10 protein-coding genes, 1 rRNA gene and 1 pseudogene are annotated in these 12699 nt (G+C 36.7%); 7 read left to right on the top strand and 5 right to left on the bottom strand.

Features of this window, described 5'->3' with window-relative positions; translation table 11 throughout:
* From AC1DRF_RS09345 to rpmH, 5 genes and pseudogenes are all read right to left on the bottom strand, one after another.
* Nucleotides 1-260, bottom strand: a pseudogene (locus tag AC1DRF_RS09345) (tRNA uridine-5-carboxymethylaminomethyl(34) synthesis GTPase MnmE); the annotation flags it as partial.
* Nucleotides 261-604: 344 nt separating this feature from the next.
* Nucleotides 605-1234, bottom strand: a complete 630-nt coding sequence (gene jag / locus AC1DRF_RS09340; protein ID WP_477740636.1) for an RNA-binding cell elongation regulator Jag/EloR — start codon at nucleotides 1232-1234, stop codon at nucleotides 605-607.
* The gene (gene spoIIIJ, locus AC1DRF_RS09335) at nucleotides 1231-1995 is read right to left on the bottom strand and encodes a YidC family membrane integrase SpoIIIJ (protein ID WP_013085568.1); all 765 of its coding nucleotides are present in this window, start codon (nucleotides 1993-1995) and stop codon (nucleotides 1231-1233) included. The genes jag and spoIIIJ overlap by 4 nt, the downstream gene beginning before the upstream one ends.
* Nucleotides 1996-2110: 115 nt before the next feature.
* Complete coding sequence (rnpA, locus tag AC1DRF_RS09330; RefSeq protein WP_013059929.1) at nucleotides 2111-2464, bottom strand: ribonuclease P protein component; 354 nt, start codon at nucleotides 2462-2464, stop codon at nucleotides 2111-2113.
* 110 nt (nucleotides 2465-2574) lie between these two features.
* Nucleotides 2575-2709 carry a 50S ribosomal protein L34 gene (gene rpmH, locus AC1DRF_RS09325; RefSeq protein ID WP_013059930.1) on the bottom strand — a complete coding sequence of 45 codons (135 nt, stop codon included), beginning with the start codon at nucleotides 2707-2709 and terminating at the stop codon, nucleotides 2575-2577.
* 754 nt (nucleotides 2710-3463) lie between these two features.
* Here rpmH and dnaA point away from each other — a divergent pair.
* From dnaA to AC1DRF_RS09290, 7 genes are all read left to right on the top strand, one after another.
* Nucleotides 3464-4807 (top strand): chromosomal replication initiator protein DnaA, encoded by a 1344-nt coding sequence (dnaA, locus tag AC1DRF_RS09320; protein ID WP_028411911.1) that lies wholly within the window; start codon nucleotides 3464-3466, stop codon nucleotides 4805-4807.
* 186 nt (nucleotides 4808-4993) lie between these two features.
* A complete protein-coding gene (dnaN, locus tag AC1DRF_RS09315; RefSeq protein ID WP_427076657.1) occupies nucleotides 4994-6130 on the top strand; it encodes a DNA polymerase III subunit beta in 1137 nt (378 codons plus the stop codon).
* Between the two features lie 100 nt (nucleotides 6131-6230).
* On the top strand, nucleotides 6231-6446 hold the full coding sequence (gene yaaA / locus AC1DRF_RS09310; protein ID WP_013054822.1) for a S4 domain-containing protein YaaA: 216 nt from the start codon (nucleotides 6231-6233) through the stop codon (nucleotides 6444-6446).
* A gap of 14 nt (nucleotides 6447-6460) precedes the next feature.
* Nucleotides 6461-7579 (top strand): DNA replication/repair protein RecF, encoded by a 1119-nt coding sequence (recF, locus tag AC1DRF_RS09305; protein ID WP_043977615.1) that lies wholly within the window; start codon nucleotides 6461-6463, stop codon nucleotides 7577-7579.
* 240 nt (nucleotides 7580-7819) lie between these two features.
* Complete coding sequence (gene gyrB / locus AC1DRF_RS09300) at nucleotides 7820-9736, top strand: DNA topoisomerase (ATP-hydrolyzing) subunit B (protein WP_025752397.1); 1917 nt, start codon at nucleotides 7820-7822, stop codon at nucleotides 9734-9736.
* 126 nt (nucleotides 9737-9862) lie between these two features.
* The gene (gene gyrA, locus AC1DRF_RS09295; RefSeq protein ID WP_025752396.1) at nucleotides 9863-12373 is read left to right on the top strand and encodes a DNA gyrase subunit A; all 2511 of its coding nucleotides are present in this window, start codon (nucleotides 9863-9865) and stop codon (nucleotides 12371-12373) included.
* Between the two features lie 263 nt (nucleotides 12374-12636).
* Nucleotides 12637-12699: ribosomal RNA gene (locus tag AC1DRF_RS09290) — 16S ribosomal RNA — on the top strand; the annotation flags it as partial.

Genomic DNA, 12699 nt, shown 5'->3' with positions numbered 1-12699 from the left:
CGATTAACGGATACAATTCCTCCGTGACAGTTAATTTCAATAATGTCTTCTCTAGTAAATGTCTTGGGACCTTTCATAATGGAAAGCATCACTTCTTCGACGACTTGCTCTGTCTTGGGATCTACGATATGACCGTAGTGAATAGTATGAGAAGCTACGTCTGTTAATCGTTTGTTCGAAACGCTTTTAAAGATACGATCTGCAATCGTAATGGCTTCTTCACCACTCAGGCGGACGATGGCAATAGCTCCTTCTCCCATTGGTGTAGAAATGGCCGCAATTGTATCAAAATCTAGCACCAACTTCACCTCATTTCATTTTATAAACCTTTTATTTTAAACGATGTTATATACTATCATCGTTAACAATTTTCCACGAACAAAAACATCTATTTTAAGGCCCGTAATTTGTATGAACCAAATAAATAGAATACCACAATTCACCGATTTGGAACATCTCTAACGTTCTTCTGTTATACACAGTAAGAAAAACAGGCAGTATGTACTATTTTAACTTATCCACATGTGAATAACAACGTATGTAACTTGATTTTTTGAACGCTAGCTTGATAAAAGTAAACATAAAAAAGCACTAGCGCATTTTGCTAGTGCTTTTTTCCGACGGGCTGAACCAAAATACTTCTTTTTGGTTCTTTTCCGACAGAGTGTGTCTCAACTAAAGAATTTTTAGCTAACACTTGGTGAATCATTTTTCTTTCATGCGAAGGCATTGGTTCTAGTTGAACAGATCGATTCGTTTTAATCGCCTGATTTGCTATTTTTAATGCCAGTTTTTCGACCATTTCTTTTCGTTTTTCTCGGTAGCCTTCTGGGTTTAATACAACATTTAAAAATTGCTGACTGTATCGATTAGCTACCAGTTGTGTGAGAAGCTGGAGCGCATTAAGGGTTTGTCCATGTTTTCCAATCAACATTCCCGCAGAATCACTACTAATCTCAATTATGCAGTTTCTCGAGGTTTTTTTGACGTTCGTATGAATCGAAATCCCCATTTTACGGCTAACATTTGTAATAAAATGAACCGCTTCCTCTACAGGGTCAACTATTTTTGTAACTTTTACAACTGCAGGTTTTCCCTTAAAGATTCCTAAAAATCCTTTTTTGCCTGGTTCAATTATTTCTAAATTTGCTTGATTTCGCTCTACTTCTAAAGCATCTAATGCTTCTTGAACAGCAGCTTCAATCGTCTGGGCCGTAATTGTGATTTCGTTCATTTTTTAACCCCTTCAATATTCGCTTGTTTTAAGTCTGGCCCTTTAATGAAGTAGGTTTGAATAATCATAAATAGATTTCCCACTACCCAATAAAGAGATAAGGCGGCTGGAAAATTGATTGCAAAAACCACAATCATAATCGGCATAACCCAAAGCATCATAGCCATTTGAGGATTTTGATTTGCATTTCCGGCCATCATCATCTTTTGCTGAATAAACGTTGTGATTCCTGCGACAATTGGTAAGATAAATAGCGGGTCACGCGCACCTAAATCAAACCATAAAAAGCTGTTGTTTGCGATTTCTGACGTTCGTGTAATCGCGTGGAAAATCCCAATAAGAATGGGCATTTGAATTAGAATTGGGAAGCACCCAGCTAAAGGATTTACTCCGTAAGTTTGGAATAATGCCATCGTTTCTTTCTGCAATTGCTGCTGCGTCTGGGCATCTTTTGAACTGTACTTCTCCTTTAACTTCTGCATTTCGGGCTGAAGTGTCTGCATTGCTTTCGTGTTTCTCATCTGTTTAATCATAAGCGGTAGAATAAGTAAGCGAATCAGGATTGTGACAACGATGATCGCAACTCCATAGCTTTTAAATACCTCCGCCAGATACGTAATGACTAATGACAGCGGATACACAACATACTCATTCCAAAAACCTTTACTATCATCTGTAATAGGTTGGTTAATTTCCGTACAACCCGCTAAAACAGTTAATAGAAAGATAAGCGTTATCCCTAAAAACAACTTCTTCTTCACCTGTTTTTCCTCCTTCTACATGTTCACCTTTCAATTCTGAAAGTGCGTCAAAATCCATTATATAAGGATGCGGTAGAAAAACAACAGCTATTAAAGGCTTTTCTTCTATTGTTTATTAATCGTTTTGTCTATGTGTAAGTAATTTGCCACGCTTAAAGACATGCTGCAAGCTACTTTTAATTTCTTCATAGCTCATTGTTGCAGCAGGCTGCCTTGCAATTACAATATAATCTTTGTCTTGCTTCAAATACGGTGTGAATTCAAACATAATTTGTTTAGCAAGGCGCTTAACTCGATTACGAGTCACGGCATTTCCAATCTTTTTGCCCACGGAGAATCCTACGCGGAAATGTTCTTGGTCCGGTTTGTCTAGAACATACAAGACAAATTGGCGATTCGCTACGGACTTGCCCTTTTTAAAAACTGTTTGAAATTCATCATTCTTTTTTATACGATATCTTTTTTTCATTTTTAACAACTCCTGCCCTTTTTCAGGTCATGCTTTTATGTAGTCCCTACAGGAACAGAGGTGATTTTAGTCTTATAAAGCGAAAAAAGACCACTGGCGTCAGTGGTCTATTATGCTGATAATACTTTTCTTCCTTTACGACGACGACGAGCTAAAACTTTACGTCCATTCGCTGAGCTCATACGAGCGCGGAAACCGTGTACTTTACTGTGCTTACGTTTGTTTGGTTGGTAAGTTCTTTTCATCTATAAACACCTCCTCGAGGAATAACTGAAAAAGACAGTCCTTGCAATTATAATGAAAAGACTAAGAAGATGTCAATGTTATTTAAAAAATAAAATTTTCAATCTCTTGGTTTCATTATCTGTTTTACTCAATCTTCTTCATTCTAATATCTTTATAACCCAATTGTCTATACCTAATCAATAAAATTCATTGATTTATTAAAGAAAAAATTTTTCCTTTTCATCTCTTTTTCTTTCTCTACCAGCTGTGATCGCATCGTTACTGAACAAAACTACAACAATAAATGTTATAAAAAGCCTCTTTTTTATTCAAATTCTTCTCTTAAACCTTTGTGGATAAGTTTTTTCGACATTTTTCTACTTTTCCATTTCTTATCGACAACTCATGCACACTATCTTGTGTTGTGGAAAACTTTTCTCCACAAGGTGTAGTGATTGTGGATAAGTTTCGAAAATTCATTGCATCATGCCGAATTGTTTGATATTATATTTTTGTTTTCACTCTTAATTACTTTTCCACAGTTGATTTTTATCCACAGACTGTGGACAACTTGTGGACATCATTTCCACTATCACTGTATAAAGTTATCCACACCATGTGGAATCTGTCGAATAGTCGGCTTTCTTCTATAATATATATTTACCCACATAATAGCAATTGTATAAATATAAATTTTTTATGCATAAGGTTTTGTACAGGTTGTACAAAAGTTGTACAAAGCGCATAAAAGCTAGAAAAAGGAGGGATTGCTCGTTGGAAAACATTCATGATTTATGGAATAGAGCTTTAGATCAAATTGAAAAAAAATTAAGCAAACCTAGTTTTGAAACGTGGCTCAAATCGACAAAAGCTCATGCTTTACAAGGAGACACGCTCATTATTACTGCGCCTAATGATTTTGCACGGGACTGGTTAGAATCTAGGTATTCTAATTTAATTGCTGAAACGCTTTATGATCTTACGGGGGAAGAGTTAGATGTAAAATTTATTATTCCTCCTAACCAGGCCGAGGAAGAATTCGATATTCAAACTCCTAAAAAGAAAGTCAATAAAGACGAAGGAGCAGAATTTCCTCAAAGCATGCTAAATTCGAAGTATACCTTTGATACATTTGTTATCGGATCTGGAAATCGGTTTGCGCATGCAGCTTCTTTAGCAGTAGCAGAAGCGCCGGCTAAAGCGTATAATCCGCTTTTTATTTACGGGGGAGTAGGATTAGGTAAAACACACTTAATGCACGCCATAGGCCACTATGTGTTAGATCATAATCCTGCCGCGAAAGTCGTGTACTTATCATCTGAAAAATTCACAAATGAGTTTATTAACTCTATTCGTGACAATAAAGCAGTAGAATTCCGCAACAAATACCGTAATGTAGATGTTTTACTGATTGATGATATTCAATTCTTAGCAGGTAAAGAGCAGACACAAGAAGAATTTTTCCATACGTTTAATACGCTTCACGAAGAAAGCAAGCAGATTGTCATCTCAAGTGATCGACCGCCGAAAGAAATTCCTACACTTGAAGATCGACTTCGCTCTCGCTTTGAATGGGGCCTTATTACAGATATCACACCACCAGATTTGGAAACACGAATTGCTATTCTGCGTAAAAAAGCAAAAGCGGACGGCTTAGTTATTCCAAATGAAGTTATGCTTTATATCGCCAATCAGATTGATTCAAATATCAGAGAATTAGAAGGCGCACTTATTCGTGTAGTAGCTTATTCTTCACTAATTAATAAAGATATAAACGCTGATTTAGCAGCAGAAGCATTAAAAGATATCATTCCTAGTTCAAAACCTAGGGTTATTACGATTCAAGACATCCAACAGATTGTTGGACAAGAATTTAATATAAAATTAGATGATTTTAAAGCGAAGAAACGTACAAAGTCAGTAGCGTTTCCTAGACAAATTGCCATGTACCTTTCTCGCGAACTAACAGATTTTTCGCTGCCTAAAATTGGAGAAGAGTTTGGCGGGCGAGACCATACTACTGTCATCCATGCTCATGAAAAAATTTCAAAACTTGTTCAAACAGATACTGACCTACAAAAACAAATTAAAGAAATAAGTGAATCACTAAAAATATAGGCTTTTTTTACTTGTATTTTGTGTATAAGTGAGTTAGGATTGTACACAGTCTGTCCACATGTGGATAGGCTGTGTTCTCACGTTTTTAGGGGTTATCCACATTTCCACAGCCCCTATTACTACTACTATCTTAAAATATAATAAATAATAAGCTTTTAAACCTACTTTTAAGGAGGATTAATTATTATGAAATTTATCATACAGAAAGACTATCTAGTTCAAAGCGTTCAAGACGTTATGAAAGCTGTATCTTCTAGAACAACCATTCCAATTTTAACGGGGATTAAAATTGTAGCGACTGAAGAAGGTGTTACCTTAACAGGAAGTGATTCCGATATCTCGATTGAATCGTTTATTCCAAACGAAGAAGAAGGAAAAGAGATTGTTGATATCCAAAAACCAGGCAGCGTTGTTCTCCCAGCTCGTTTCTTTAGTGAAATCGTCAAAAAGCTTCCTAAAGACATTGTAGAATTAGACGTCCAAAGTCACTTCTTAACAATCATTCGTTCAGGAAAAGCTGAATTTAACTTAAACGGTTTAGATGCAGAAGAGTATCCTCATTTGCCACAGATCGAAGAAAACAATATGTTTAGATTACCGACAGACTTATTAAAAAACATGATTCGACAAACTGTATTTGCGGTGTCCACCTCAGAAACACGACCTATCTTGACAGGTGTAAACTGGAAAGTCGATGGCAAAGAATTAACGTGCATTGCCACTGACAGCCACCGCCTAGCTTTGCGAAAAGCGACCATTGAAACTGGAAATGAAGCAACGTATAATGTGGTTATTCCAGGTAAAAGTTTAAGTGAATTCAGTAAGATCCTTGATGATTCYCATGAATTAGTAGACATTGTTATCACGGAAAATCAAGTATTATTTAAAACAAAAAATTTACTATTTTTCTCAAGATTGTTGGACGGAAATTATCCTGATACTTCAAGATTAATCCCAGCTGATAGTAAAACGGATGTTATATTGAACGTAAAAGAATTCTTGCAATCGATTGACCGCGCTTCTTTATTAGCTCGTGAAGGAAGAAACAACGTAGTAAAACTATCTACGCTGGATGAGGGAATTGTTGAAATTTCTTCTAACTCTCCTGAAATCGGAAAAGTAATTGAAGAGGTACAAAGTCAGTCTATCTCAGGAGAAGAATTAAAAATTTCTTTTAGCGCAAAATATATGTTAGACGCATTAAAAGCGCTCGAAGGAACAGATATCAAAATTAACTTCACTGGTGCGATGCGTCCATTTGTCATTCGAACATTAGAGGATGATTCAATGCTGCAGCTGATTTTACCAGTGCGAACATATTAAATCTCAGAAAGCTACTAGCATGCCGTACTAGTAGCTTTCTTTTCTCAAGGAGAATTATTTAGTAAAATAGAGGTACATCATTAGAAAGTGAGAGAGTCGCATGAAAACAGAAGTTAAAATTTCAACTGAATACATTACGCTTGGCCAGTTTTTAAAACTAGCAGACGTCATTCAAACAGGCGGAATGGTAAAATGGTTTTTAAGTGAGCACGAAGTATATGTAAACGGGGAGCTAGAAGAGCGCCGCGGACGTAAATTATATGCAAATGACGAAGTGGATATACCGGCTGCAGGATCATTTGTTGTCATTACTTAAAGTTGGTGAAACGTTTGTATATTAAAGAAATTACTTTAACAAATTACCGAAACTATACGAAGACAACGATTCCTTTTGAAAATAAAGTAAACGTCATTTTGGGTGAAAACGCACAGGGTAAAACAAACGTGATGGAATCGATCTTCGTATTATCTATGGCTAAATCTCATCGTACATCCAACGATAAAGAATTAATTAAATGGGACTGTGAGTATGCAAAGCTATCTGGCATTGTAGAAAAGCATAGAGGGCCTGTTACACTGGATTTAGTCATCTCAACAAAAGGGAAAAAAGCAAAATATAATCACATTGAGCAGAAAAAACTCAGTCAATATATAGGGTCAATTAACACTGTCATGTTTGCTCCGGAGGATTTGAACTTAGTTAAAGGGAGTCCGCAAGTAAGGCGCAAATTTATCGATATGGAGATTGGTCAAGTTTCGCCTGTTTACATGCATGATTTAAGCAGGTATCAAAAGATTTTGCAACAAAGAAATCAATATTTGAAGCAGCTGCAGACAAAAAAACAAACGGATCTTTCACTTTTAGACGTACTTACGTTACAGTTAAGTGAAATGGCGGCGAAAATCTTAAAAAAACGTTTTGAGTTTTTACGGTTACTCCAACAGTGGGCAGAGCCTATTCATAAAGGGATCAGTCGAGACTTAGAAACATTAAAAATTGAGTATAAGAATTCAATTGATGTATCAGAAGATGCAGATTTGTCGAAAATGTTAGAAGCATATCATCAAAAGTTTGATAAAATAAAAAGTAGAGAAATTGATAGAGGTGTCACCTTAGCAGGACCACACCGTGATGATCTTCTTTTCTACGTTAATGAAAAAGACGTTCAAACATTTGGTTCACAAGGGCAACAGCGGACGACTGCTTTATCGTTAAAGCTTGCTGAAATTGAGTTAATTCATCAAGAAGTAGGTGAATATCCAATCTTGCTTTTAGACGACGTATTGTCTGAATTAGATGATTTTCGTCAATCACACTTGCTAAATACCATTCAAGGAAAAGTTCAGACGTTTGTAACGACAACGAGCATTGAAGGAATTCATCACGAGACCTTAGAAAAAGCCGCTACATACCACGTAGAAGCTGGCCAAATTCAAAAGGTCAAATAGCAATTGATCTGTCTAAAAACTTTTCGCAAGGCAATCTAACTGAAATATGATATCATTATAGTTTTAAGTCTATATATTTCAACTCGTACCCTCGATTATGAAAATTTCGTGCGTAAGTAAACAAATTGCAAATACATTAAAGGCTCCGTATTATTTCCACATAATATTCGAAAAACATAATACAAAATGATAAATACAGCAGTTTGCTGTTAAAAAAAAGTGTAGGTGATACATTTGACGATGGAACAAAAAGAAGTACAAGCATATGAAGCTGATCAGATACAAGTATTAGAAGGATTAGAAGCTGTTCGTAAACGTCCGGGGATGTATATTGGATCGACGAGCGCAAAGGGTTTACATCATCTTGTATGGGAAATTGTAGATAATAGTATTGATGAAGCGCTGGCCGGCTATTGCGATGAAATTAATGTTATTATCGAAAAGGATAATAGTATTACAGTCAAAGATAACGGTCGTGGAATTCCGGTTGGTATTCAAGAAAAAATGGGCAGACCTGCCGTTGAAGTTATCTTAACGGTTCTTCATGCCGGAGGTAAATTTGGCGGCGGCGGCTATAAAGTATCTGGTGGATTACACGGTGTAGGTGCCTCAGTTGTTAACGCACTTTCTACCTCTTTGGAAGTGCACGTACATCGTGACGGTAAAGTTCATTATCAAAAATATGAACGAGGTGTACCGGCTGCTGACTTAAAAGTAGTTGGAGAAACAGATAAAACAGGTACTGTTATTCAATTCCGTCCAGACAGTGAAATTTTTACAGAAACGCTTGAATACGATTTTGACACGTTAGCTAATCGTCTGCGTGAGTTAGCTTTCTTAAATCGCGGCATTAAAATTACGATTGAAGACAAACGTGAAGAAGATAAAAGACGTGAATATCACTATGAAGGCGGAATTAAGTCTTACGTTGAACACTTAAACCGTTCGAAAGAAGTGATTCACGAAGAGCCCATCTATATTGAAGGTAATCGAGACAACATTTCTGTAGAAATTGCTATTCAATATAACGATAGCTATACAAGTAATTTATATTCTTTTGCAAACAACATTCACACATATGAAGGTGGAACGCACGAAGCAGGATTTAAAACAGCGTTAACGCGTGTAATTAACGACTATGCACGTAAAAACAGCGTATTTAAAGACAGTGACGCCAATCTAACGGGTGAAGATGTTCGTGAAGGAATTACAGCTATCATCTCTATTAAGCACCCAGATCCGCAGTTCGAAGGACAAACAAAAACAAAGCTGGGAAATAGTGAAGCAAGAACAATTACTGACTCTGTGTTTGCAGAACACTTAGAAACTTACTTGCTAGAGAACCCTATTGTGGCGAAAAAGGTAATTGAAAAAGGTTTAATGGCTGCAAGAGCAAGAATGGCGGCTAAAAAAGCTCGTGAGCTTACACGCCGTAAAAGCGCGCTTGAAATTTCAAACTTACCGGGTAAATTAGCAGATTGTTCATCAAAAGATCCTTCTATTAGCGAACTTTATGTAGTAGAGGGTGACTCTGCAGGAGGTTCAGCTAAGCAGGGAAGAAGCCGTCATTTCCAAGCTATTTTGCCTTTACGTGGTAAAATTATCAACGTAGAGAAAGCGCGTTTAGATAAAATTTTATCTAATAACGAAATTCGTACAATCATTACCGCTCTAGGAACGGGTATTGGTGACGATTTTGATATTTCGAAAGCCCGCTACCATAAAATTGTGATTATGACAGATGCAGACGTAGACGGTGCGCATATTCGTACGCTTCTTCTAACGTTCTTCTATCGCTATATGAGACAGATTATTGAGCACGGATATGTTTACATTGCCCAGCCGCCTCTTTACAAAGTTACACAGGGTAAAAAAGTGGAGTACGCGTACAACGATCGTCAATTAGAAGAGGTATTAGCTTCTTTCCCTGAAGGCGCAAAACCAAACCTTCAGCGTTACAAAGGTTTAGGAGAGATGAATCCTGAACAATTATGGGAAACAACAATGGATCCAGAGTTCCGTACCCTTCTTCAGGTGAACTTGCAAGATGCAATTGAAGCTGATGAGACATTTGAAATTTTAATGGGCGACAAAGTAGAACCACGCCGTAATTTCATTGAAGAAAATGCTCAGTACGTAAAAAATCTTGATATTTAAATGAACGGTAATACCCTTTATATTTTTTATAAAGGGTATATAAACGTCAGGATAGAGATAGGTTCTATCCTGCGTTTACATATATATGAATTACTATACTGAACTTCGCGAAGGAGGTTCTTATCGATGTCAGATAAACCAAACTCTCAAATAAGAGAAGTAAATATTAGTCAAGAAATGCGCGCATCCTTTTTAGATTATGCAATGAGCGTAATTGTATCGCGTGCTTTACCAGATGTAAGAGACGGACTTAAGCCTGTGCACCGTCGTATTTTATATGCAATGAATGATTTAGGTATGGGATCGGATAAGCCATATAAAAAATCAGCTCGTATCGTAGGAGAAGTAATTGGTAAGTATCACCCACACGGTGACTCAGCTGTATATGAAACAATGGTTCGTATGGCACAAGATTTTAGCTATCGTTATATGCTAATTGACGGTCATGGAAACTTTGGATCTGTTGATGGAGATGCAGCAGCAGCTATGCGTTATACAGAAGCAAGAATGTCAAAAGTTTCGATGGAACTGTTACGTGACATCAATAAAGATACAATTGATTACCAAGATAACTATGACGGTTCTGAACGTGAACCAATTGTATTACCTGCTAGATTTCCAAATTTACTTGTAAACGGTTCAGCCGGAATTGCGGTAGGTATGGCGACAAATATTCCTCCGCATCAGTTAGGGGAAGTCATTGACGGCGTTTTAGCTGTAAGCCAAGACCCTGATATCACAATTGCAGAGTTAATGGAGATTATTCCAGGCCCGGATTTCCCAACTGCAGGACAAATTCTTGGGCGCAGCGGAATTCGTAAAGCTTATGAAACTGGAAAAGGTTCTATTATTGTTCGCGCAAAAGTAGAAATTGAAGAACAAAGCAATGGTAAACAAACTATTCTTGTTCATGAACTTCCATACCAAGTAAATAAAGCAAAGCTAATTGAAAAAATTGCCGAGCTAGCCCGTGATAAAAAGATTGATGGAATTACGGATTTACGAGATGAGTCTGACCGTTCGGGTATGCGTATTGTTATTGAAGTAAGACGTGATGCAAATGCAAATGTTTTATTAAACAACTTATATAAGCAGACATCTCTTCAAACAAGTTTTGGTATTAATACCCTTGCATTAGTAGATGGACAGCCAAAAGTATTGAACTTGAAGCAATGTCTACAGTACTACTTAGACCATCAGGTAGTGGTTATTCGCCGTCGTACTGAATTTGAACTTCGAAAAGCAGAAGCACGTGCGCATATTTTAGAAGGTTTAAAGATTGCTCTTGATAATTTAGATGCTGTTATTGCTTTAATTAGAGGTTCTCAAACAACAGATATTGCACGTGAAGGATTAATGACGCAGTTTTCGTTATCTGAAAAACAAGCGCAAGCTATTTTGGATATGCGCCTACAGCGTTTAACAGGATTAGAGCGAGAGAAGATTGAAGCAGAATATCAATCTTTATTAGCGCTAATTGCTGAATTAAAAGCTATTTTAGCAGATGAAGAAAAAGTATTAGAAATTATTAGAGAAGAACTAATAGAAGTAAAAGAAAGATTCAATGACGGCCGTCGAACAGAAATCGTAAGCGGAGGAGCTGAAATTATCGAAGACGAGGATCTGATTCCTCGCCAAGATATTGTTATTAGCTTAACGCACAACGGCTATATTAAACGCTTGCCTGTTTCTACGTATAAGAGTCAGCGAAGAGGCGGAAGAGGTATTCAAGGAATGAATACAAACGAAGATGATTTTGTTGAACATCTTCTAACAACTTCTACTCATGATACGATTCTCTTCTTTACAAATAAGGGAAAAGTTTACCGTACGAAAGGATACGAAATTCCAGAGTACGGAAGAACAGCTAAAGGGATACCTATTATTAACTTGTTAGAAGTAGATAAGGGTGAGTGGGTAAATGCCATCATTCGCGTCGATGAATTTGTAGACGATTGGTATCTATTCTTTACTACAAAACAAGGAATTTCTAAGCGTACACCTTTATCTTCTTTTGAGAACATTCGAAATAGCGGACTTATCGCCTTGAATTTAAGAGAAGAAGATGAATTGATTTCTGTTAAATTGACAGATGGTAAGCGCGATATGGTTATTGGAACGAAGAAGGGTATGTTAATTCGTTTTAATGAAAATGATGTTCGTTCAATGGGACGTACAGCCACTGGAGTTAAAGGGATCACTCTCGATTCAGAAGATGAAGTAATCGGTATGGAGATTCTCGAAGAACAATCAGATGTCTTGATCATTACGAAAAATGGTTACGGAAAACGTACGCCGATTGAAGAATATCGTGTACAAACAAGAGGCGGTAAAGGTTTAAGAACATGTAATATCACTGATAAAAATGGTGATGTTGTCGCACTGAAATGCGTATCTCAAGAAGAAGATATTATGCTTATCACAGTAAGCGGCGTTCTTATCCGTGTTTCTGTTTCAGATATTTCACAAATGGGCCGTAACACACAAGGTGTCAAAGTCATCCGTTTAGGAGACGAAGAGTTTGTTTCAACGGTTGCAAAAGTACAAACTTCAGAAGATGAAGACGAAGTTTTAGACGAATTAGATGAACATGAAGAGACAGATATAATAATTGAAGCTGAAGAAACAGAAGAATAAAAAAAAGCCCCTGAAAAAGCAGGGGCTTTTTTTATGTAAAAAACCTTGCCATAGGCTTTTGATTTTGGTAATATATAAAAAGTCAGCAAAACATATATGAGTTTTTTAGTAGTTTTAAAAAAGTTATATAAAAGTGTTGACAACGATTCTTATAAAGTGTTATTATATAGGAGTCGCTTTAAGACAAGAGTTCTTTGAAAACTGAACGAAATAGTAAACGTCAACGTTAATTTTTATTTTTTAAATTGAGCAAGTCAAACATTTCTTCGGAGAGTTTGATCCTGGCTCAGGATGAACGCTGGCGGCGTGCCTAATACATGCAAGTC

This window comes from Priestia sp. P5_B4, from assembly GCF_056400385.1.
The sequence above is the reverse complement of the archived record's forward strand: the minus strand, read 5'-3'. Positions and strand labels throughout refer to the sequence as shown.

Excerpts from the sequence above, each read along its gene's own strand:
- rnpA (WP_013059929.1), bottom strand. The coding sequence starts at position 2,464 with ATGAAAAAAAGATATCGTATAAAAAAGAATGATGAATTTCAAACAGTT.
- jag (WP_477740636.1), bottom strand. The coding sequence starts at position 1,234 with ATGAACGAAATCACAATTACGGCCCAGACGATTGAAGCTGCTGTTCAA.
- gyrA (WP_025752396.1), top strand. The coding sequence starts at position 9,863 with ATGTCAGATAAACCAAACTCTCAAATAAGAGAAGTAAATATTAGTCAA.
- gyrB (WP_025752397.1), top strand. The coding sequence starts at position 7,820 with ATGGAACAAAAAGAAGTACAAGCATATGAAGCTGATCAGATACAAGTA.
- rpmH (WP_013059930.1), bottom strand. The coding sequence starts at position 2,709 with ATGAAAAGAACTTACCAACCAAACAAACGTAAGCACAGTAAAGTACAC.
- yaaA (WP_013054822.1), top strand. The coding sequence starts at position 6,231 with ATGAAAACAGAAGTTAAAATTTCAACTGAATACATTACGCTTGGCCAG.